The 22,419-nt window shown below is 70.2% G+C and carries 11 protein-coding genes and 2 pseudogenes; 5 read left to right on the forward strand and 8 right to left on the reverse strand.

Features of this window, described 5'->3' with window-relative positions:
• Window positions 1-48: 48 nt before the first annotated feature.
• Together EAO73_RS14835 and ccrA are read right to left on the reverse strand one after the other, a co-directional pair.
• Window positions 49-8,250 (reverse strand): type I polyketide synthase, encoded by an 8,202-nt coding sequence (locus EAO73_RS14835; protein ID WP_147971974.1) that lies wholly within the window; start codon window positions 8,248-8,250, stop codon window positions 49-51.
• Between the two features lie 55 nt (window positions 8,251-8,305).
• Window positions 8,306-9,649 (reverse strand): crotonyl-CoA carboxylase/reductase, encoded by a 1,344-nt coding sequence (ccrA, locus tag EAO73_RS14840; RefSeq protein ID WP_147971975.1) that lies wholly within the window; start codon window positions 9,647-9,649, stop codon window positions 8,306-8,308.
• 319 nt (window positions 9,650-9,968) lie between these two features.
• Between ccrA and EAO73_RS14845 the strand changes: the two genes are divergently transcribed.
• On the forward strand, window positions 9,969-10,934 hold the full coding sequence (locus tag EAO73_RS14845) for an aminoglycoside phosphotransferase family protein (protein ID WP_412074595.1): 966 nt from the start codon (window positions 9,969-9,971) through the stop codon (window positions 10,932-10,934).
• A 242-nt stretch (window positions 10,935-11,176) separates the two neighbouring features.
• Here EAO73_RS14845 and EAO73_RS14850 read toward each other — a convergent pair whose 3' ends face one another.
• Both EAO73_RS14850 and EAO73_RS14855 read right to left on the reverse strand, forming a co-directional pair.
• On the reverse strand, window positions 11,177-11,572 hold the full coding sequence (locus EAO73_RS14850; protein ID WP_147971976.1) for a cupin: 396 nt from the start codon (window positions 11,570-11,572) through the stop codon (window positions 11,177-11,179).
• A complete protein-coding gene (locus EAO73_RS14855; RefSeq protein ID WP_191134072.1) occupies window positions 11,569-13,017 on the reverse strand; it encodes an MFS transporter in 1,449 nt (482 codons plus the stop codon). Before EAO73_RS14855 ends, EAO73_RS14850 begins: the two co-directional genes overlap by 4 nt.
• Before the next feature lie 57 nt (window positions 13,018-13,074).
• On the opposite strand from EAO73_RS14855, the gene EAO73_RS14860 reads away from it, so the two are divergent.
• The gene (locus EAO73_RS14860; RefSeq protein ID WP_147971977.1) at window positions 13,075-13,743 is read left to right on the forward strand and encodes a TetR/AcrR family transcriptional regulator; all 669 of its coding nucleotides are present in this window, start codon (window positions 13,075-13,077) and stop codon (window positions 13,741-13,743) included.
• Window positions 13,744-14,094: 351 nt separating this feature from the next.
• Here EAO73_RS14860 and EAO73_RS14865 read toward each other — a convergent pair whose 3' ends face one another.
• Window positions 14,095-14,442 carry a hypothetical protein gene (locus EAO73_RS14865; RefSeq protein ID WP_147972036.1) on the reverse strand — a complete coding sequence of 116 codons (348 nt, stop codon included), beginning with the start codon at window positions 14,440-14,442 and terminating at the stop codon, window positions 14,095-14,097.
• 638 nt (window positions 14,443-15,080) lie between these two features.
• On the opposite strand from EAO73_RS14865, the pseudogene EAO73_RS14870 reads away from it, so the two are divergent.
• Together EAO73_RS14870 and EAO73_RS14875 are read left to right on the forward strand one after the other, a co-directional pair.
• Window positions 15,081-15,206: pseudogene (locus tag EAO73_RS14870) on the forward strand (IS5/IS1182 family transposase); the annotation flags it as partial.
• Window positions 15,207-15,781: 575 nt separating this feature from the next.
• The gene (locus tag EAO73_RS14875; RefSeq protein WP_147971978.1) at window positions 15,782-16,936 is read left to right on the forward strand and encodes a hypothetical protein; all 1,155 of its coding nucleotides are present in this window, start codon (window positions 15,782-15,784) and stop codon (window positions 16,934-16,936) included.
• A gap of 814 nt (window positions 16,937-17,750) precedes the next feature.
• Here the strand turns inward: EAO73_RS14875 and EAO73_RS14880 are convergent.
• The gene (locus EAO73_RS14880; protein ID WP_147971979.1) at window positions 17,751-18,761 is read right to left on the reverse strand and encodes a DMT family transporter; all 1,011 of its coding nucleotides are present in this window, start codon (window positions 18,759-18,761) and stop codon (window positions 17,751-17,753) included.
• A 568-nt stretch (window positions 18,762-19,329) separates the two neighbouring features.
• On the opposite strand from EAO73_RS14880, the gene EAO73_RS14885 reads away from it, so the two are divergent.
• Window positions 19,330-20,676 (forward strand): cytochrome P450, encoded by a 1,347-nt coding sequence (locus EAO73_RS14885; protein ID WP_147971980.1) that lies wholly within the window; start codon window positions 19,330-19,332, stop codon window positions 20,674-20,676.
• Window positions 20,677-20,948: 272 nt separating this feature from the next.
• On the opposite strand, the gene EAO73_RS14890 is transcribed toward EAO73_RS14885, so the two are convergent.
• Window positions 20,949-21,764, reverse strand: coding sequence for an SAM-dependent methyltransferase (locus EAO73_RS14890; RefSeq protein ID WP_147971981.1), 816 nt, complete (start codon window positions 21,762-21,764; stop codon window positions 20,949-20,951).
• Window positions 21,765-21,987: 223 nt separating this feature from the next.
• Window positions 21,988-22,354, reverse strand: a pseudogene (locus EAO73_RS36580) (M20 family peptidase); the annotation flags it as partial.
• Window positions 22,355-22,419: the final 65 nt, after the last annotated feature.

A 22,419-nucleotide genomic window follows, 5' to 3' on the forward strand; every position in this document is an offset into this window, starting at 1 on the left:
ACGCGCGCAATGCCTCGACGACCGCCTCGGGTGTGGGGGTTGGGCTGCTCATGCCGTCGTCTCCTGACTCGTCGTTCCCACGTCGCGTCCCGCCCCGGCGAGCCGCACCAGTTCGGCCAGGTCCAGGCCGTCGAGATCGATTTCCTCGTCGCCCCACTCCGTGCCGGGAGGCCCGCTCACGGGCTCCTCTTCCGGCTCCGGGGCGGGTGTGTCGCGGGCCAGCGCCTCGGTGATGTGCGCAGCGAGCGAGGTGGGGCTCGGGTAGTCGAAGACGACGGTGGCGGCGAGCTGAAGGCCCGTTGCCGCGATGAGGCGGTTGCGCAGTTCCAGCGCGATGAGGGAGTCGACCCCGAGATCGCGGAAGCCACGCCGCGTGTCGACGGCCCCGCCGCCCAGCGCCGTGGAGAGCTCGGTACGGAGCAGCGCGGCCACCGCCTGTTCCCGCTCCGGCAGGGACAGGCTGGGCAGACGCTGCGCGAGAGCCGGTCCGGCCGTGGCGCCGGAGGCGGCGGCGGGCACAGCGTCCACGTGTACCGGGGTGCGGAGCAGGGAGGGCAGGTCACGTGGCCGTTCGGCAAGCGCGGCCCGGTCGATCCGCAGCGGTACGACGGCGGCGTCCGGTGCGGACAGCGCGGCGTCGAACAGGTCGAGACCCTGCTCGTTCGAGAGGGCCGCCATGCCGAGGCGGGCAAGCCTCGCCAGGTCGCCGGCAGTGAGCGAACCGGCCATGCCCGCCTCGCGCCAGGGTGCCCACGCCATCGCGGTCGCCGGCAGCCCGGCCTCGGCGCGCTGTGCTGCCAGCGCGTCCAGGAACGCGTTGGCAGCGGCGTAGTTGGCCTGCCCGGCCGCCCCGAACACCCCGGAGGCGGACGAGAAGAGCACGAAGTGGTCGAGGTGGAGGCCCGCCGTGAGCGTGTGCAGATGCCACGCCCCGTCGACCTTGGGCCGCAGGACCCGGGCCAGCCGCTCCGGTGTGAGCGCCTGGGTCACACCGTCGTCCAGGACGCCCGCCGCGTGCACCACGCCGGTGAGGGGCCGGTCCGCCGGGACGGCGGCCAGCAGGTCCGCGACGGCGCCCCGGTCCGCGACGTCGCACGCGGCGAAGACCACCTCGGCCCCGGCCTCGGTGAGCCAGGCCCCGAGCGTGTCCGCGTTCGGGGCGGCCGCTCCCCGTCGGCTCGCCAGCACCAGCCTGCGCACGCCGTGCGCGGTCACCAGGTGCCGTGCGATCAGGCCGCCCAGCGCGCCGCCGGCGCCGGTGACCAGGACGGTGCCGTCCGGACGCCACGCCGTGGCCGTGCCTGTGCCGGCGGGACCGAGCCGGGGCACCCGGATCCGTCCGTCCCGGAGGGAGGACTGGGGTTCGTCGACGGTGAGCAGGGCGGGCAGGGCGGCGAGCGAAGCGGGTATGCCGTCCGTCTCGACGAGAAGTATCCGGCCGGGGTTCTCGCGTTGCGCCGACCGGACCAGCCCGCACACCGCGGCGACGTCCGGGGCCGACCGGTCGCCGGTCAGCAGCATCAGCCGCGCCGTTCCTCTGTCGCGGCCCAGCCAGTCCTGGAGCAGCGCGAGGGCTCGCCGGGTCGCGGAGTGGACCCGCGTGGGCATGTCGTCCTCGGGGCCGGTGGGCCAGGGCACGATGGCCAGGTCCGGCAGGTCGTCCCTCGTGCCGAGCGCGGCGAGCCGTGTGACGGTCAGCCCGCTGCGGACGAGCGCCTCGGGCAGCGCGGGGAAGAGCTCGGTGGCGGGATCCTCCACGATCGCGACGACTCGGCCCGGTGCGCCGGCCTGCGCGTCGACAGGCACCCACTCGACGCGCAGGGGCCGTTCGGCGGACCGGCCGCCGGAAGGAATCGTGCGCACCGTCATCCCGTCCACCGTCACGACCGGGTTCCCGGCCCCGTCGGCGAGCTCGACGCGGATGGTGTCCTCCCGCATGCGGGTGATCCGAACCGCCGCGACCCTGGTGCCGGGTGCGTGGACGCGGACCCCGGTCCAGGAGAAGGGCAGCCGGGGGCCCTCCTCTCCGGTGAAGAATCCGAACGCCCCGGCGCCGTGCAGGGCGGCGTCGAGCAGGACCGGGTGGACGAGGTATCCGGCGATCTCCTCGGCGAACCCGATGTGGGCGAGAGCGGTGTCACGGCCGGCCGCCAGCGCGGTCACACGGCGGAACGCGGGGCCGTAGACCAGGCCGGTGGCCGTGAGCCCGCCGTACAGCTCGTCCACCGACAGTTCCACGGCGTCCTCGACCGGGCCGGCGGCGGGTTGGGCCGCTGTGTTCGCTCGCACGAGCGTGCCGGAGGCGTGCCGGGTCCATGCCTCCGCGTCCTCCTCGCGCGACAGCACCGTGACGGCGCGTTGCCCTGCGCCGTCCTCGGCTGCCACCTCGATCTGGACGGCCACCGGTTCACGGCCTGTGAGGAAGAGCGGTGCGGCCAGCACCAGCTCCGCCAGCTCCCCCGCCCCGACGTCGGCGCCCGCGGCAAGCACCAGTTCGACGAGCGCGGCACCGGGCACCACGACCGCCCCGCCGACGACGTGATCGGCCAGCCATGGAACGGCGGCCGTCGAAAGGGTGGCGGTGAAGACCTCGGTCCCCCCGGTCACGCTCACCCGCGCGCCGAGGAGCGGATGCGCCGGGGCCCGCAGGCCGAGTGACGCGGGTGTGGTGGTGGGGCGTGGGTCGAGCCAGAACCGATGGTGCCGGAAGGGGTACGTGGGCAGGGGCACCCGACGCGCCTCCGGCAGGACCGCCGTCCAGTCCACCTCGACCCCGGAGACGTGCAGTCCCGCGAGGCCGGCCAACAGCCCCGCCGTCTCCGGCAGATTGCGCTGCTGGGCCGGCACGCACCGGACCGGCTCGTCCGCGAGGACCCGCTCGGCCAGCGCGGTGAGCACCGGGGCGGGCCCGACCTCGAATGTCGTGGTGACCGCGTCGGCCATCAGCGTCCGCACCCCGTCGTGGAAGCGCACCGGTGCGCTCACGTGCCCGACCCAGTAGTCCGGCGACGACATCAGCCCGTCCTCGGCGTACCGCCCGGTCACGTGGGAAACCAGCGGGAGCGTGGGCGGCCGGAAGGTGAGGGTGTCCAGCACCGCGCGGAATTCCGCGAGCATGGGCTCCATCAGCGGCGAGTGGAACGCGTGGCTGACGTCGAGCCAGGTGGTCCTGCGCCCCGCCGCGGCGAACGCCTCGGCGGCCCGGACGACGGCCTCCCGTGTGCCCGAGAGCACCACGGAGTCCGGCCCGTTCACGGCTGCGACGGCGATGTCCGGTGCTCCGGCCGGGATGAGGGCCGTCACCTGCCGCTCGTCGGCTTCCACCGCGAGCATCGCACCGCCGGAGGGCAGTGCCTGCATCAGCCGGCCACGGGCGGCGACCAGAGCGCAGGCGTCCGCCACATCCAGCACACCGGCGACGTGCGCCGCCGTCACCTCGCCGATGGAGTGCCCCGCCACCACGTCCGGCCGGACGCCCCAGCTCTCCACCAGCCGGTACAGCCCGACCTCGTACGCGAACAGCGCGGCCTGCGTGTAAACAGTCCGGCCGAGCAGACCCGCGCCGGGCGACCCCTCGGGGGCGTACATCACTTCCTTGAGGGGGCGATAGCCGTACGGTGCCAGCGTACGGTCCAGCGCTCCGCAGACTTCATCGAGTGCCCGCGCGAACTCCGGGTAGCGGGACGCCAGTTCGCGGCCCATCGTGGCCCGCTGGCTGCCCTGCCCGGTGAACAGCACGGCGAGTCGGGCACTCGTACGGGACCGCCCGCGCAGCACGCCCGGGGCGAGGTGCCCCGCGGCCACGGCTGCCAGTCCGGCTCGTAACGCGTCATCATCCGCACCGACCACGACGGCGCGTTCGCCGAACGACGGGGTACCGGCGAGGGAGTGGGCGAGATCGGCCGGCGCCTCGGTCCCGATCAGCGGGAGGAGCTGCCGGGCCCGCGCACCCAGTGCCTCGGGGTCGTGCGCGCTGAGGAGAAGCGGTACGAGGGCCGCAGCGGGAGGCGCGGGGGGAGGAAGGACAGAGGGTTCGGCCTGTTCGAGCACCACATGGGCGTTCGTCCCGCTGATGCCGAACGACGACACGCCGGCCCGCCTCGGCCGGTTGCTCTCGGGCCAGGGCACCGCGCCCGAAGCCACCACCTCCACGCCGCCGGCCGCACGTCGGACGTGCGGCGACACCGGATCGGCGTGCAGTGAACCGGGGACCACCCCGGCGTTCAGGGCGAGCACCGTCTTCACCAGACCCGCCACGCCCGCCGCCGCCTGGGCGTGACCGATGTTCGACTTCAAGGAGCCGAGCAGCAGTGGTGCGGCGCTTCGCCCGCGGCCGTATGTCTCGGCCAGGGCCCGCACCTCGATCGGGTCGCCCAGTGCGGTGCCGGTGCCGTGGCCCTCCACCACGTCGACGTCCGAGGGAGACAGGCCGGCGTCGGCGAGGGCGGCCCGGATCACCCGCTGCTGTGCCAGGCCGTTGGGTGCGGTCAGGCCGTTGCTGGCGCCGTCCTGATTGACGGCGGTCCCCCGCACCACGGCCAGCACCCGGTGGCCGTGCTCCCGGGCCCTCGACATCCGTTCGACGACGACGACCCCGACGCCCTCGGCCCATCCCGTGCCGTCCGCGCCTTCGCCGTACGACCTGCACCGGCCGTCCCCGGACAGCCCGCCCTGGCGGCTGAACTCAACGAACGTGAAAGGCGAGGAGAGCACGGTGGCACCGCCGGCCAGGGCGACGTCGCACTCCCCGCCGCGCACCGAACGCACGGCGAGATGGAGCGCCACCAGGGACGAGGAGCACGCCGTGTCCACGGTGATGGCGGGCCCCTCGAAGCCGAACCGGTACGCGACCCGGCCGGAGGCGACACTGCCCGCGCCGCCGGTCATGCGGTGGCCGCGCACCGTCGGCGGCACGCTCTCGTAGGCGGCCGCGTAGTCGTGGTACATCAGGCCGGTGAAGACGCCGGTCCGGCTCCCCCGCATCCCGCCGATGTCACAACCGGCCCGCTCCAGCGCCTCCCACGACACCTCCAGCAGCAAGCGCTGCTGCGGGTCCATCGCCAGCGCCTCGCGCCGCGACACCCCGAAGAACCCCGCGTCGAACCCGGCGACATCGTCCAGGAAACCGCCGCGCAGGGTCCGGGAGCCGCCTGGCCCCTCCGCGTCGGCGAGCGCGGCGAGGTCCCAGCCCCGGTCGTCGGGGAACGGCGAGATCGCGTCGACGCCGTCGGACACCAGCCGCCACAGGTCATCCGGTGAGGCAATGCCCCCGGGCAGCCGGCAGGCCATCCCCACGATGACCACCGGGTCGTCGTCGGCGGAGTCGTTTCGTGCTGCCGGGGCGGGTTCCTCGTCGATGCGTGCGCACAGGTGGTCGATGACGGCGGCCGGAGTGGGGTGGTCGAACACAAGGCCGGCCGGGAGGGGCCGACCAGTGCGCCGGGCTATCCGGTTGCGCAGTTCGACCGCGCCCAGCGAGTCCAGGCCCAGGTCCTGGAACGTGGCGTCGGTGTCCAGATCTGCGGCGGACGACAGCGCGAGGACTCCGGCCAGCTCCGTCAGCACCAGAGCTGCGGTCTGTGGGGCGGTGAGCGCCGGGACTGCGGTGTTCTTGTGCACCGGCGACGTCACCGTGTCTCCCGTCGGCACCGCCTCGTCGCCGATCCAGTGCCGCTCGCGCTGGAACGCGTACGTGGGCAGCACGGTCCGCTCCTCCGCGCGCACCCCCAGGTCCGCGAAGACCATCGGCCAGTCGACCGAGGCCCCACGGGCGTGGAGCGCAATCAGGGCGGTGAGCAGTGTGTCCGTCTGCGGCCGGCCCGCTCGGCCCGCGCACGCGAAAAGCGCGGCGTCGTCGCTCTCCCGGACGGCGCCGGTCAGCACCGCGTCCGGGCCGACTTCCAGAAAGCGGGTGACGCCCCGGGCCCTCGCGGTGCGGACGGCGTCGACGAAGCGCACAGTGCCCCGAGCCTGCCGGACCCAGTAGTCGTGCGTGCGGATCTCCTCGGACTCGATCACCTCACCGGTCAGCGTCGACACGACCGGTACCTGTGGCGGGTGGTGCGTGAGGGAATCGGCGACGGCGCGGAATTCGTCAAGCATCGGATCCAGGTGCGCCGAGTGGAAGGCGTGCCCGGTCCGCAGCCGGTGAGTGCGCCGCCCGGCGGTCTCCCAGGTACGCGCGATCTCCAGCACGGCGTCACGGTCACCGGACAGCACAGTGGCGGCCGGTCCATTGACGGCGGCGACGGACACGCCCTCGGGAAGCGGGCCCAGTTCGGCCTCGGCCGCCTCCACGGCCACCATCGCCCCCGTCGACGGGAGCGCCTGCATCAGGTGGCCACGCGCGGCCACCAGCCTCGCGGCGTCCTCGGCCGACAGCACGCCGGCCACTCGCGCCGCCGCCAGCTCACCGATCGAGTGACCGATGAGGACATCCGGTCGGACGCCCCACCGTTCCAACGTCACGGTGAGCGCCACCTCGTACGCGAAGAGCGCGGGCTGCGTGTACTCCGTACGGTCGAGCAGCGTCGCATCCGTGCCGTCGAGCACCTCTCGCAACGGCCGCGGGGCAAGCGGATCCAGGTGCGCGAGGACGGCGTCGAAGGCATCCGCGAACGCCGGTACGGTGCGGCGCAGTTCGGCGCCCATGCCGAGGTACTGGCTGCCCTGTCCGGTGAAGAGGAACGCGCACGTCCCCTCGTCCACCGTGTCGGTGCCGGCCCGGCCGTCGGCCAGGTCCTGGAGGCCGCTGCGCAGAGAAAGGAGGTCATGGGCCAGGAAACCGGCGCGGTGCGCGAAGTGGGTGCGCGTGGCCGCCAGTGCGTACGCGACGGAGGCGGGCCGGGCGTCCGGTCGGGTGTCCAGGTGGCGGAGCAGCCGGGTCGCCTGGTTCCGGACGGCCTGTTCGGTGCGGCCCGAGAGCAGCACCGGGAACGACCCGGACACGCCGTCGGACCGAGCGGCCGACGCGGGAGGGCGCTCCACGCCCTCCCCCAGCACCAGGTGGCAGTTGGTTCCGCCCATGCCGAACGAACTGACGCCGGCGACCAGTTGGCCGCCCCTCGGTGCCAAGGGCCGGAGGGCTGTGTTCACGGTGAGCCGGGTGGCGGTGAGGTCGATGCCGGGGTGCGGGGTGCGGTAGTTGAGGCTCGGGGTGAGCGTCCGGTAATGCAGGCACAGCACGGCCTTCAGCAGACCGGCGATGCCCGCCGCGCCCTCCGCGTGACCGAGCACCGTCTTGACCGAGCCGACCGGCAGGGGCGCGTCCGCCGTGCGCACGCTTCCCAGAACCGCGCCGAGCGAGGCGGCTTCGACCGGGTCGCCCGTGGGGGTGCCCGTGCCGTGGAGCTCGACGAAGTCCACCTCGGAAGCCGCTACGCGGGCATGGGCGTAGGCGGCGTGGAGCAGCTCCGCCTGGGCGTCGGCGCTGGGTGACGTGAGCGTCGCACCGCCGCCGTCGTTGTTGAGCGCGCCGCCGCGGATGACCCCGAAAACGTTGTCACGGTCAGCGAGGGCCTGCCCCAGCGGCTTGAGCACCACCATGCCGCCGCCCTCACCGCGCACATATCCGGTGGCGCGTGCGTCGAAGGTGTAGGCGCGACCGTCCGGCGACAGCGCTCCGAAGCGGTCCGCGAGCAGGAACCCCGTGTCGGTCAGGTTCAGCTGCACCCCGCCGGCCAGTGCTGTGGTCGCAGCCCCCGACCACAGGCTCTCGCAGGCCTGCAGCACCGATACGAGCGACGACGACTGGCCCGTGTCGACGGTCGTACTCGGTCCACGGAGCCCGAGTACGTACGAGATCCGGTTGGCAAGCATGGTCCGGTTGAGCCCCGTCAGAGTGGTGGCAGCGGCCTCGTCCGCGCCACGGCCCCGGGACAGCTCCGCGTAGTCGTCCGCCATCGCGCCGAGGAACACGCCGGTTCGGCTGTGGCGCAGCCTGCCCGGCACGATGCCGGCGTGTTCGAGTGCCTCCCAGGCGAGCTCGATCGCCAGCCGCTGCTGCGGGTCCATGAGCGCGGCCTCCTGCGGCGGGATGCCGAAGAACGCGGGGTCGAACCGGTCCACCTCGTCCAGGAACCCGCCCACCCTGCCGGGCAGCCCCCGCCCGGCCGGTGCCCGGCCGACGGCGCTGCGGCCGGACCGGAGCAGTTCCCACAGCTCCTCGACCGTGGAGGCACCCGGCAGCCGGCAGGCCAAGCCGATCACAGCGATCGGTTCGGGTGCCCTGGGGTCGCTCGCCCTCGTCATCGTGATCCTTCGGGAATGGTGCGGTCGTGGTCCTGGTCCCGTGCCTCGGAAGGCGTCAGCGCTCGTCGGGCTTCGTGTGCAGCACCGGGGTCAGCGCGTTACCGCCGAGGCGCTCCCGCAGCGCGGGGTCCGACACGCCGAGACCCGGCGCCGGGGCCATGCAGAGGATGCCGATCTTGCCGACGTGTTCGTTCAGCTGGAGCTGCCGGCACGCGTCGGCGGCGTCGTCGAGCCCGTAGACCTCGGACATCACCGGTTTGACGCGGCCTTCCGCGATCAGCCGGGTGCACTCGACGGCTTCCTGCAGGTTGGCACCATGGCTGCCGATGATGGTCTTCAGCTTCATCCACAGGTAGCGGTTGTCGTACGTGTGCTGGTAGCCGGAGCTGGAGCCGCAGGTGATGATCACTCCCCCACGCCGGGCGACGAACACCGAGACGCCGAAGGTGGCGCGGCCGGTGTGCTCGAACACGATGTCCGGGTCGCGTCCCACCAGTTCCCGGATCTTCTTGCCGAGCCTCTTGCCGGCGCCGATCACCGCGTCCGGTGTGGCGTCGAAGGCGCCGTCGAGCCCGATCTCGTTGCGGTCGATGACGTGGTCGCAGCCCAGTTCCCGTACGGCTTCGGCCTTGCGGGCGGAGCTGACCACGCCGATAGGTATGCCGCCGCCGTTCTTCACCATCTGCACCGCATAGGCGCCGAGGCCACCCGCCGCGCCCCAGATCAGGACGACGTCCCCCTGCTTGAGCCGCGCGCCGTGCTTGCCGACCAGCATGCGGTAGACCGTGGTGGCGCACAGGGTGTTCGACGCCGCCTCTTCCCACGTGAGGTGTGCGGGTTTGGGGATCAGCTGGCTGGCCCGTACGACCGTGTACTCGGCCATGGAACCGAAGTTGGTCTCGAAGCCCCAGGCCCGCTGGTTCTCACCCATCATTCCGTCGTCGTGGGTACCGGCTTCCTGGTCGTCCACCTGGGACGGGTGCATGACGACCTCGTCGCCGACCTTCCACCGGCGCACGCCGGAACCGACGCGCACGACGACACCGGAGCCGTCGGAGCCGATGACGTGGTGCGGCAGGTCGTGGCGCGCGGCCCAGCCGCCCTGCCGGGCGAACTGCTTGAGGAAATTGAACGTCGGAACGGGCGAGAACATCGCCGACCAGACGGAGTTGTAGTTGACCGCGCTCGCCATCACGGCGACGAGCACCTCGTCGGGCGCGATCTCAGGCATGGGCACCTGACCCACCACCAGGGATTTCCGCACATCCTTGTCGCTGACGCCACGGAACATGTCGATGTCCTCGGCCCGGAGATGAGCCGCCTTGTACGTGGTGGGCAGGGTGGCCCGCTCCAGCTCCTCGGGGCCGCCACCGCGGTGCAGAGCCTCGCTCAGTTCCATGCCATTTCTCTTTCTCCTCTTGGCGATCTCCCGGATCTTGCTTGCCAACGCGACTGGCCCAGGCTGCGGCCGCCGCATCGGGCGCTGGCGGAGCAGCGGTGGAGGCGGCGCACAAAGAGGCGGACGGGCGGCCTCGCTGGTGGGCGACCGTCGAAGAAGTCGCAGTGCCCTGGGCGGGGCCTCCAGGACGGTGGCCATCGGTGACAGAGATCGGGTTCTACCTGCGGCGGTTTCACCGGGTCACGGCCTCTCTCCGCAACCGCACCGGCTGCGAGATGGCTGGTGCGTCACGATGGCAGGCCGTCCGTCGGCCTCCGGTATGTTGCGGCGCGAACCCGGTTCTCTGCGGAGGGGGCGCGACGTGAACACCTTGGAAGCCGGCGAGGTACCGCACCACCTGGCGGCGTCGTACGCCACCGGCTTCGGCCAGGAGGGGGCAGCCTGGATCGCCGGTCTGCCGGCCCTCGCAGCGAGCATGCTGGAACGCTGGGATCTTGAACGGGACGGCCCCGCACGTGCCGGAGAAGCCTCACTGGTACTGCCGGTGCTGCGACCCGATGGCACGCCGGCGGCCCTGAGACTCCAGATGCCCCGGCAGGAGACCACCGCCGCACTGATCGGCCTCCGCACCTGGAACGGCAACGGAACAGTGCGCCTACTCGATCACGATCCCCTGAGCAGCAGCATGATCCTGGAGCGCCTCGACGGAGCCCGCACGCTGGCCTCGATCAACGATGACGACCTGGCGATGAGCACCCTCGCCGAACTTCACGCGCGGCTGGTCGCAGTTCCCGCTCCGCGGGGACTGCGCCATCTCGGCGACATCGCCTCCGAGATGCTGGATCAGGCCCCCCGGGCGATCACGAGGCTGGCCGACCCGACCGATCGCGCACTCCTGCGCGACTGGGCATCGGCGGTGGCCGAATTGGCCGGGGAGCCCGGGGACCGGATGCTGCACTGGGACCTGCACTACGACAACGTTCTCGCCGCACAGCGCGAGCCCTGGATCGCCATCGATCCCGAGCCACTCGCCGGCGACCCGGGATTCGATCTGTGGCCCGCCCTGAACAGCAGGTGGGGCGACGTCGTGGCGAAGGGCAGCATCCTGCGCATCGTGCGGCGTCGCTTCGACCTGCTCACCGATGTCCTCGGTCTGGACCGCGCACGCGCGACGGGCTGGACCCTCGGACGGCTGCTGCAGAACGCGCTCTGGGACATCGACGACGGTGAAACACGGATCGCTCCGTCCTCCGTCGTGATTGCGGACTCGCTGCTCACTCGGTAGCTCCCGCCATCGGCGGGCCGGTGACGGTGACAGCAAAGCTGCCTCTGTCCGGATCGAGGGATGTCCTGTGGGTCGTTGATCGAGCCGCTGCCGCCGACCTGCCCCTGACAGTCGCCGGGGCCGACGCCGGTGCCGGACCTCGGCGCCTTGAGCGGTGGCAGAGGGCCGCTGGGCCCGGCGTCGCCAAGGCTTCGGGCGAAGTGCGTGGTGGCCCGGCAGCCCTCTGCCGGGCCACCCGTCGGTCAGTGGGTGGCGGTGCGCTTTTCGAGGCGGGTGCCGTCGCGAAGGGTGATCGACATCAGGTCGCTGGGGGCGTCCAGCTCCAGGCGGTGCCAGCGGCCGCGGGGGACGACCACGGCGGCGCCGGCCTGCAACCGCACCATGTCCTCGGCCCCGTCGGGGGCCTCGGGGCGGAAGTAGAGGCGGATGCCGCCGGTCAGGCAGCACACCGCTTCCTCGGCCTCCGGGTGCATCTCCCAGTGGTCGGCGTGAACGTCGGCGTTGGTCTCGACGTGGAACGTGGCGATCTGCCAGGCGCCGGAGCTGCTGCTTGTCATCTGCCGTTCGACGGCACGGACATGGCCGTCGGGGTGGAACTGCAGAGCCGAGGCGAACAGGTCGACGGTGGTGGTTGTCATGACGGTGTTCCTTCCAACTGGTTTTCGAAGGAGTCGGTGGATCGCGGGACCGGAGGGGCGGCTCGGCGGCGCGGCAGTACGCCGACGGCGACGACTGCCGCGAGTACGAAGACGGCGGCGGCGATGGCCAGGCCCAGGGCGTAGCCGTCGTTGAGGGCGGCGGGGCCGGTGGCCGTGCCGGTGCGGTGCGCGGCGATCGTGGCCAGGGCCGCCAGGCCGATGGAGCCGCCGAGTTGGCGCGAGCTGTTCATGAGGCCGGAGGCCATTCCGGCCTCCCCCGCGGCAACGCCGGTGGTCGCAGCGGCGGCGACCGGGGCCAGCACCAGTCCGGCTCCGACGCTGGTGACGAGGGAGGGGCCGAGCACGTCGCCGACGAAGCTGCCGTCGGGGCTGATGAGGGCGAACCAGGCCAGGCCCGCTGCGGCCAGCAGGGCGCCGGGCACCAGGGACGCGCGGGGAGTACGTGTTGCGGTGATGCGGGTCGCGACGACGGTTCCCGCGATCAGGCCGAAGGAGAAGGGCAGGAAGGCGATACCGGTCGCCGCGGGACCCATGCCCAGGACCTGCTGCATGTACAGGGACACGAAGTAGAACGCCGTGAACTGCCCGGCCGCGGCCAGGAACACCAGAACGTTCGCCCCGGCGACCCAGCGGCTGCGCAGGAGGCCGAGGCGCAGCAGCGGTGCGTCGGCCCTCGACTCCACGAGCACGAAGGCCGCCAGCAGCACGGCCGCGGTGGCGAGGGTCGCCCAGATGGACGGGGAGTCCCAGCCCAGGGTGTCGGTGCGGACGACTCCGAGCACGAGCAGCCCGACTCCGCCGGTCGCCAGGACGGCGCCCAGCGAGTCCAGCTTTTCGCGCCGGGCGGGTGCGGTTCCGGCAGGCACCCCTGCGGGGATGAGGGCGAGAGCCATCCCGACGATGGGCAGGTTGATCAGCATGACCCAGCGCCAGCCCGCGTACTCGGTGAGCAGCCCGCCTGCCAGCACACCCAGTGCGCCACCTGCGGCGTTCACCGCGCTCCACACGCCGAGCGCACGTACGCGCCGGGGGCCTTCGGGGAAGGTCGTGGTGAGCATCGCCAGCGCGGCCGGCGCGGCCGCGGCGGCGCCCACACCCTGCCCGGCGCGTGCGGCGATCAGTTGCCAGGGTGTCTGGGCCAGCCCGCCTGCCAGCGAGCACAGTCCGAAGACGGCCAGCCCGAGCGCGAACATCCGGCGTCGGCCGTACAGGTCGCAGGCACGGCCTCCCAGCAGCAGTAACCCGCCGAATGTCAGCGCGTACACGTGCACGACCCATGACAGACCGAGTGGCGCGAACCCCAGCATGCTGCGGATCGCGGGCAACGCGACGTTGACGACCGACATGTCCAGGGCGACGACGAATTGGGCAATGGCTGCGGCGGCCAGCACCACGCCCGGCTTCTCCCGTGAGTTTTTGTACATGTAAGAAAACTAGCTGCAGGGAGGGCCGTTGTCGACACCTGAGGGATGATGGCGGGCATGCAGCAACCGTCCGCACCCCGCAGAACCCCGGGCCGGCCTCCCCGCATCTCCCGCGAGGAGATCATCGGGACGGCCCGCCGGATCGTGACCGAGGGAGGCGTGAACCGACTGACCATGCGGCGGCTGGCCGCAGAGGTCGGCAGTACGCCGATGGCGCTCTACCACCACGTCCGCGACAAGGAGGAACTGCTCGTCCTCCTGCTGGACGACTACGCCTCCCGGACGCTGCGCCGCCCCGAACTGCCGGACGACCCCCGGGAGCGGGTCATGGCCGCCGCCACCGCGATCCACGAGGCGCTCGCCGCCTGTCCCTGGATCGTGGAGGTGCTGACCGCCGACGATCTGATGTCCACGTCCGCGCTGTGGTTCGTCGAGCAGATCGTCGACGGCCTGATGGAGTGCGGCCTCCCCCTGGACCGGGCCGTACACGGCTACCGCTCTCTCTGGTACTACACCGCCGGAGAGATCGTGGTCAGAACGACAGCGGCCCGGCGGCGTACGGACGACGACCGTGCGACGTACCGGGAACAGGTCTTCGCCGATCTCGACCCGAGCGAACTCCCCCGCTTGGCGCAGGCCGCCGACCGCTGGGCGCCACTGACCGCCGAAGACACCTACCGGGACGGACTCGAAGCCCTGGTGGACGGCCTTCTCATCAGGCGCTGACAGCATCACCGCCGGTGATGCGCCTGGCCGGCTCCGCCCACGGGGACGGGTTCTGGTCCACCTTCCGAGGAGTCCTCATGCTCTGCAACCCGCCAGGTCATTGCCCCGGGCTCACGGCTGAGCTTCTGGCGTCCGTTCGCAGCCGACGATGAGCCGGAGGAAGAACAGGGCTGCAGCTCGGGCCTGCTCACACGGCCTGGCTACAACGACACCCTTGCTCTCAGGCTGCGAAGACTCCAGCAGAGCTCGTGACCGTCCCGTCAGGACGCCGGCAGGGCTCGTTCTCGCGGACCGGGGCCCCCGCCCTGGCGACAGGCGCGGGCGCCCCAGCGCACCGGATGGCTGCGTTTGTCAGCTGAAGATGACGGACCGCACCTTCAGCCGCTCTCCGGCGCCACCAGTGAGCGGGCGCAGGCGGAAGGAGTCACCGGAGCAGTCCGGCTCACTGAAGACCGTGGCCCACTTGTCGGTCCGGTTCTTCGGGGAATGCCCTGCCTCCGGGTTCTCCCGGCCGACGCCGGGAAGGTTCACGCACACGTCGTCGGCGGGGTTGTTCAGGAAGCCCGATGCTTCATAGCCCTCGACGGTCAGATAGTCGTAGCGGAACTGCCCCGTGGCGGCGGAAGCCGGGGCGGCTGAGACGGAGACGGCGAGCAGAGCGGCACCAAGAACGCTGGTGAGGCTGGAACGCAGGCGCATGACCATGTCTTTCTGCTGACGGAAGGTTACGGCGACGATCATTGCCTCACGGCCGCGCCCATAGCCCCGGACTCACTCGCTCGCATGAGGGAGAAACGACCCTGCACCGGCCGGATGCAGTCAACCGGCCCGAACCCGACCACCCGGAATCCGCCGGGCAACGCCCACCGAGCGCGACCGCTCCAAGCGATGCGCGCCGAGGATGTCGCCGGCCTCTCCCGTACGAACGCCGGGCCACTGCTCGCTTTCGCCTTGTCCGGAGACGCCCGGCGCACTGCGGTCTCCGGCGGCCCCGGAGTGGCCCAGGGCGATTCGATTGGATCACTGCTTGCGGAAGGCCTCGATGCCCGCCCGGCAGGTGGCCGCACTGTCGGTGCGGCCTCGCTTGCTGCGCGAGCAGAAAGCCCGTGGCCTGATGCCTCTCCTGTGCCGGTCTGATGCCCGGGGAAGGCCGCATGTCTTGGACCCAGTCGATGGCGTCCCCATGGAGGAGGTGCAGGCCACGGACTTCGCCGAGTACCGGCGCAGGAGGCTGCACCCGACACCGGTTCCGACACCCTAAGGAGTCGAACCATGGCCGCACGACCCGAGGCCGCCTCGAGCCGCTGCTCCCGGACCGGACACCGAAAGGGGCCCCTGCCGGCGAGCCGGACGACAACGCCATCGTCCGGTCCCGCGGTGGACTGACCACGAAGATCCACCTCGTGTCCGATGCGAGGTGCCGACCTCTGGCCTTCTATCTCACGGCCGGACAAGCTGGTGACGCGAGGAGGAAAGGCGACTCCATCAACAAATTCACGAGCTCAAGCTCATGAATCGAGCGGCGTGGCGCATACACTCGTCCACTGTCCGAGGTATTTATAGGTACTTGAAACTCCACACCCCCGGATCGGTACTAGTTTAATCGGATTTTCCGAGGGCTCTGGCGCACGGTTAGAGGAGATAGATGCGTTACTTTGCCAAGCGAACTACACGCTTTACCAGGCACTCCGGGCTGGTCGCTGCAGCAGCGTCGGGAGTCGTACTGTCCAGCATGCCTGGCGTTGCATATACCCAAGGTAAGTCTGAGCCTGGGGCTTCCGGCAGGGGGGTTGGTTCGTATTCGAGGCCATCTGATATTCCTACCGATGGCCTCAAGTATGCTGTAGCTCTGCCTTTTTACCAGAAGAACGGCGCTTACATTGACACGGTAGCGACACCTCAGAATATCGACAAGGGGGCTACCAATACAGTCGGCCTCACGCAGAGTGTGTCAACGAGCCAGACGCTCCCACAAGGGGTCAGTGCCAGCTCGAGGAGCACAGTCAGCTCCGTCCTTGGGGTCGTCCTGAAAACGACTGTGGCGAAAATTGCAGCGCAGTACGGCATCGACAAGGAAGCCGCAGAACAGGCAGTCAATTCTCTACTTGGACTAAACTCGGGCACCGCAAAGAATCCCGAAATCAAGAAAGAAGTCACCTTCACCACCAGCAACACGATGACCATTAAGGCCATTACTCAGAGCATTACTGCACGCCCTGTATTCTATAGAGTCAAAACAGTCTCCGATGAATGGATCAAAGATGATCATTCCGGAGATCTTCAGTTGACGGATCAGAATGTCGTGTCGGACGTCGTCGTGAAAATGGGCTGGCAGCTGGAATGCGGCAAGAAGCTCTGCCAGCCCGGGGTGGACTACACGCAGCCCGGAATGGACCTCAAGCCGGCAGACGAGTGGCCCGCCAATGGCCTTGACCTCTCGCCTTCGGGCGCACCGGACAGTTTTGAACCAGGACAAGAGCATGCCGAAAACGGTGTTCGGTGGACGGGGTCCGGGCCAGCACAATGCAACGTAGAGTCAACCGGGCAGCGTGAGGACGCGGGCGGAGTCCTCAAGTGGATGCCACTTGCAGTAAAGTGCCCGCGCCCGAAAGAGGGCGACCCCAGAGCTATCGAGATCTATCGATTCACGTACCATGTCGAGGGGATGACCGGCCCAGGCCCTAATGACTGGGACTCCAACTACGCGAACGGGACGATTGCCGACTCTCCGGATTACCAGAGGCACATTGTTCGCAGTGTGACCGATAGCGAGATCATGCGTGAACAGAGGGGGATTCCCGCCGACGGAAAATGGCGCAATTTCGCCCTGGACAATAACCTGACTGTGGGTCTCTGGTATGGCGACCCGAAGTGGCGTGTCGATATTGTCCCGGTCGAGGGCTACGTGGAGCCAGGGGCTGCGATTGGCCCGGTGATCAATAGGGGCTACATTCAGTTCTCCTACGAATTCACACGGCCCGGCGACAAGAACTTTATCCGCGTATACCGCAGCGGTGCCGACATCAACAAGGATTCTTACCTCGCTATGAGGGTCCCCAGCCTCGACGCAGGGCAGCATACGGTGGTCATGACGGAACCGAGGAGTTGGCCGCAGGGGGAATACACCGTCCATGCGATGACCGAGAAGGACGGGCGTCTGGTGTCGCTGGCCTCCAGAGACTTCCGGGCTTGATGGCCGAACGGTGAAACACCTGGGCGGGCGCCGACTGGATGCGGATTAGGTTGCGGGCAGCAGTAGCAGTTGGCCGTTCCAGCGCTCAGGCCGACGGCTTCGACCCCGTTGAGCGCGGTCTTGCGCAGGGTCTGACCGGGAGCAGCATCTTCCTGGACGGTCTCGGCGAACTCCCCGAGAACCTAGTCGGCGACGGAGGGGATGGCGGCATCCCTCGGCCATCGGCGTCGATGGCGAGGACGAACGTGATACGCGTGCTGCCGGTGATGGTCGCCCGCGCGTCGTGCGAGAGGCCCGGTCCTGCCTCTGCGGCCAGTACGGCCACGGCTCCGTTGCGCGGCGTAGATCGGTGGCGCGGCTGACGAGCTCCGTCAGCCAGTCACGCTTGCCCCTCCCGCACTTCCCCGTGCCTGGGGTCGCACTCGCCCACGGATCGTCCGACCGGTTTCCAGCACCAGCTCACAGGAGCCGCCCTCGGCTTCGCCCGCATCGATCCCACCTCACCGGCACAACCCGAGCCCGCACCCGCCACTTCGTAGCACTGTGCCCCGTCGAGCTGACGCGCGACGGGGCACAAGCAGGAGCCGAATGAACCAACTGCGTCCGGATGATCCGTACCGTCCCCGGCCGGTTGCTCAGCCGGGCTCCGCCTGTTCCGGCCGACCCACCACGCGATCTCTTCAGTGGGTACCTGGGTGGCTCGCTCCTGCCCTTCGGGGGGAGCGTTCACGAGTGGCGGCGAGGTTACGGTACCGCCGTCCGGAGTGGCCATGCCCGATGGACCAGCGCACACCGTGCGCATGCTGCGTCAGCATCAGTCCTCGGCCTGCATGGCCGGACCCCGCGCGCGCTCAGCGTGGTCAGCACCTGGGGCGGGTGTCCCGCGGGAAGCCGCTCGGCCATTCCACTCGTCGACAGCGAGGAACAGCACGGCAAACAGAAGAAGTGCCGTGCCGGTGAGTACGGTCGCGTCGAGCCGCTCGCCGAAGGCCAGAACGCCGATGACCGCCGCGGTGAGCGGCTCCACCAGAGCGACCACGGAAGCGGTGGTCGCCCGTACGACTCCTAGGCCGACGAAGAACAAGGTGTACGCCACCGCCGTCGGCACAGCCCCCAGGTAGACGATCAGGCCCACGGTCCGTACCGGACGCTCCAGGTCGGGCAGCAAGCCCTCCAGAAGAGCCATCGGCAGAAGGCAGACTGTGCCGACCGCAAAGCCGGTCAGCGTGGACTCGAACCCGCCACCGGCGTCCCCTCGACCGGAGGATCGGCCCAGCAAGGTCACGCCCGCGTAGCCGACCGCGGACAGCAACGCGCATCCAATGCCCAGCAATGGAGCCGAACCGGTAGTCCCGTCTGCGCCGATCGTCAGCAGCATCAGGCCGACTACGCCGCTCGCCATCGCCGTGTTTCCGGCGGCGCCGGTGCGCTCGCCGAGCGTGAACCGGGCGCCGACGGCGACCAGTACAGGGCCTGAACCCAGGGTCACCATCGTGGCCACGGTCAACCCGGCCTGCTGCACAGAGGCGAAGTAGGCCGTCTGGTACACCGCCAGCCCGCAGCCTGTGATCACGGTTCGCCGTGGGTTCGCCGCGAACGTTGTGCGCAGTGCCGGCGCCATCTCCGGCCGCCGGGACCGTCGGACCAGGTGAGCTGCCAGGAGCAGCCCGAGTCCGGTGAGGAACCGCCAGAAGGAAACGGAGATGGGGCCCATTCCGCCTACGTCATTCAGTTCGGCGGCCACCGCGCCGCCGGTGCCCCAAGCTGTGGCTGCGATCGCGACACAGAAAACACCCTGCCGAACAGGCAGGGAAGAGGAATGCAACTGAGGTCTCCTCGATTGATTGCCATCACGATGTCCCCGTGGGCAACCTGCGCAGCTGTCCCGGCACCTCCGGGACAGCTCTGCATGACTGCCCGCCTTATGCGGCGGGCGGCGGAAGTTTCAGAAACAGCTGCATGTGACCACCCTACTCATCAAAGGGGTGCTGCTTCCGGCCCTCCAGCGACAACGTGCGCATGCACCGGGGTGACTCCGCCAGGACTCGACGGACACGCACAGCACCGCGGCACCAACCGGTCTGCCTCTGCGGAAACGGCCGTGCTCGGGCTCGGACACGTCCGTGACCTGAGCCGCAGTCGGCCCTGAGGGGCAACTGCGATGCACAGAAAGCGGCAGGTCCGCGGGCGGCACGGGGAGGCGCGACCGCTCGTCGCTCAGGGAGGTCGGGCCCCGGGATCGTCGGACGGTTCGTGCTCGGTGACAGCCGGCCGGTTTCTCCGCGGCGGACGCGCCCGGCCTTCCCGTGACCGCCACGGCGGTTAATCGTTTCCCAACCGTACTGGCAGCCGGACCCGCAGAGGCCGACGAACATGGACAGGACGGCCAACTCATGCGTGTCGACAGGACGTCCTGCCCCGGTGAACCGCCCGTACCGCCCGGCCCGGAGGTATTCACCCCCTCCCGCGCCCTGCGGTTCTGGCTCAACCCGGCCAACCTGGCGGCCCGCCTCGACCGGTCCGGCCCGGTCGTCAGGACCAGGACCGGTCCGGCGACCGCCTTCCAGGTCAACGACCCGTCGCTGCTGCGCAAGGTAGGCAGTGACGAGGACACCTTCCGGTTCTGGGGCCCGGACCCGAGCCTGCGCGACTTCAATGAGAACGGCGTGGTCGGCCTTGAGGGCGCCGCTCACCGGGAGCGGCGCGCCGTGATGAGGCCCGCGTTCGCCGCGTCCCGGCTCACCGCTCTCGGGCCCAGTGTCCAAGCCTGTACCCGGCGCCTTCTCGCCGATCTGCCCGCGGACCGGCCGCTCGGCATCCGGGTGGAGATGAGCCGGCTCGCCTGCGGCCTCCTCGTCAGCTGTGTCCTCAACAGCGAGCTCGATCCCGACACCTTGTCCGGGATCGCGGCCGCCCGTTCCACCCTGTCGGGTGGCACCTTCTGGCGCTACGCGCTCTCACCCTGGCCCTGGGTGCCCGTCCCCCGGCGCCGCGCCTGCCGCCGCGCGCTGGCAGAACTGGACGAGGCCGTCAGCCAGGTGCGAGCCCGGCACCGGCCCGCCCCGGACGGCCAGGATCTGGTGTCCCTGCTCGAAGGCGCCGCCGGCGGGAATCCCCACCTGGTGCACCGCGACATCCGTGCCCTGCTGATCGCCGGCATGGAGACCAGCGCGTCCACACTCGCCTGGGCCTGTTACGAACTGGGCCGCCACCCGCACTACCAGCAAGCGCTCCGGGACGAAGCCGACGCCGCACCCGATCCCAGCCGCCTCCACGCACATCAGCTTCCGCTCGCGACCGCCTTCGTCCAGGAAGTCACCCGCCTTCACGGCATCCCGTTCCTGGTCCGCCGCACCCGCCACCAGACCCACCAGGGCGGTGTACGGATCCCGGCCGGGGCCGTGGTCACCCTGCCGCTGGGGGCCCTGCGCCGGGACAGGAACCGCTACCCTGACCCGGACGTGTTCGACCCGCAGCGCTGGCACCCAGACGCCGAGCCGAAAGCGGCCCCCGCCGCGCTTCTCGCCTACGGCCTTGGTCCCCGGTACTGCCCCGGCGCGGCCGCGGCCGATGTCATGCTGCCCGTCGCCCTGGCAACCCTCGCAAGCACGCGCACGCTGCGCCCGGCCCGACCGGGCCGCCGGATCGGCGTGAGCCTTGAACTCACTCCGACACCCAAGGGCCTGACCATGTACGCCACACCATGCGAACCTCGGCCCACCGGCCCCCCGGGGGTGTGAGCGGCAACAGGAACCTGCACCACCAGGAGGTCCCCTCTGCTGCTTCGTCGGTGCCGGCCGGAATACCGCCCGTATTCGGCCGCCACCTTGCCCTCAGGCGCTGGGCGCCTCGGTCCGGCTGCGGGCACAACGCCGTCGACGCAGCCCGCAAGGCACGAGAAGTCGTCTCCCAACTCCTCGACGACAACTACGACAACGAGATCGCGCCCCGCCGGTGGGCAATGTGATGATCTACCGGCGAGGAGTGATCCCGTGCGGTTCCGTACCCGCTCTCAGGCAGTGCCGTGCTTGAGGCCCAGGCCGCCACGGAATCCCATGTCGTCAGGCCCCTCGGACACCGATGCGTCCGGGCGCCAGCGGTCGACGGGCACTACGCCCGGCTCCAGCAGTTCCAGTCCCGTGAAGAATTCCTCGATCTGCTTCTGTGTGCGCAGCACCACGGGCTTGGAGACCTTGTTCTGCCGGTAGAAGGCCGATGCCTGCGCTGCCCTGACGGGATCTGCGTCACCGCAGGCATGGGACAACGCGACATACGAGCCGGCCGGAAGAGCGTCCACGAGGACCTGCAGGACGCCCGCCGGGTCCTCGTCTTCGTCGAGGAAGTGCAGGATCGCGGCCAGTACCAGGCCCACCGGACGTGTCATGTCGAGTGTCTCGGTCACCTCAGGCGATTCGAGTACCGCGCGCGGGTCACGCAGGTCGGCCTGCAGGTAGGTCGATCGGCCCTCGGGTGATATCGGGGTGAGCAGCGCCTCGGCGTGCCGAAGCACCACGGGGTCGTTGTCCACGTAGACGATCCGTGCCGAGGGCACCAAGCCTTGAGCGATCTCGTGCAGGTTGGGCCGGGTGGGGATGCCAGTGCCGATGTCCAGGAACTGGGTGACACCGCCCTCTTTCACCATGTGCCGTACAGCGCGCGCCATCCATGCCCGGTTCTGCTGCGCACTGCGCTGGATTTCCGGCCAGCGCTGGGCGATGCCCTCCGCGACGGCTTGGTCCACCGGGTAGTTGTCCTTGCCACCGAGGAGGCTGTCGTAGACCCGCGCCGGGTGCGGCTTTCCCTGTTCGAACGACCCGTTGGGGAACACACGATCTCCTTCACGCGATGACACGTTTGATTCACACAACAACGCTCTGGCCAGAGCCATTTGAACATACTGTGTAGTGCGAACCTACCCCTTGCTCCCGGGTCACTTCCGCCTCACTCATCACGTCGCAGGGGCGGGCACCTGCCATCACGACCGATGCCCTGGGCCATCCGGACGCCAGCACGACCAGCCGGGTCGGCAGCCACTGGGTCTGTGCCCCGATGCGGGGCAGCAGATCGGCGGCGATGTGGCAGAACGTCGCCGCGGCGAGCTTGGAGTCGGACGAGCCACGGCCGAGCAGCCATCCGTCCGCGATGTCGCCGGAGGCCGGCGGGAAGGACCAGGCGGTCTCGTCGCCGTACGGGGCCGGTGTCCACGCACGCGTCCAGCGTCCACCAGGGCCCCGGGTGCCCGCCGGGGATCTCCACGAGCAGCCCCACCAGGCGGTCCCTGTCGTCGTGGAGGCGTCGGTGCGGCAGATCACGGGCGGCGAGCCAGTCCTCCAGCACGGTAAGGACGGGCCCGCAGTCGTCGATCCCGGCCCGGCTCGGGCGCCGGACCAGCTCCTGGGCCAGCTTGATCACAGACACCGTATGGGCCTCGGCCGCCTGCTGAAGGTTCTTCCTCGCCGTTCTCCCCACCACGTCGGTTGTGC

This window comes from Streptomyces sp. col6 (genome assembly GCF_008042035.1).
Lineage (GTDB): Bacteria > Actinomycetota > Actinomycetes > Streptomycetales > Streptomycetaceae > Streptomyces.

Bases quoted from the DNA above. Each gene is read 5' to 3' on its own strand.
- EAO73_RS14865 (WP_147972036.1), bottom strand. From the start codon at position 14,442: ATGCGCCTGCGTTCCAGCCTCACCAGCGTTCTTGGTGCCGCTCTGCTC.
- EAO73_RS14860 (WP_147971977.1), top strand. From the start codon at position 13,075: ATGCAGCAACCGTCCGCACCCCGCAGAACCCCGGGCCGGCCTCCCCGC.
- EAO73_RS14850 (WP_147971976.1), bottom strand. From the start codon at position 11,572: ATGACAACCACCACCGTCGACCTGTTCGCCTCGGCTCTGCAGTTCCAC.
- EAO73_RS14885 (WP_147971980.1), top strand. From the start codon at position 19,330: ATGCGTGTCGACAGGACGTCCTGCCCCGGTGAACCGCCCGTACCGCCC.
- EAO73_RS14845 (WP_412074595.1), top strand. From the start codon at position 9,969: ATGTTGCGGCGCGAACCCGGTTCTCTGCGGAGGGGGCGCGACGTGAAC.
- EAO73_RS14855 (WP_191134072.1), bottom strand. From the start codon at position 13,017: ATGTACAAAAACTCACGGGAGAAGCCGGGCGTGGTGCTGGCCGCCGCA.
- EAO73_RS14835 (WP_147971974.1), bottom strand. From the start codon at position 8,250: ATGACGAGGGCGAGCGACCCCAGGGCACCCGAACCGATCGCTGTGATC.
- ccrA (WP_147971975.1), bottom strand. From the start codon at position 9,649: ATGGAACTGAGCGAGGCTCTGCACCGCGGTGGCGGCCCCGAGGAGCTG.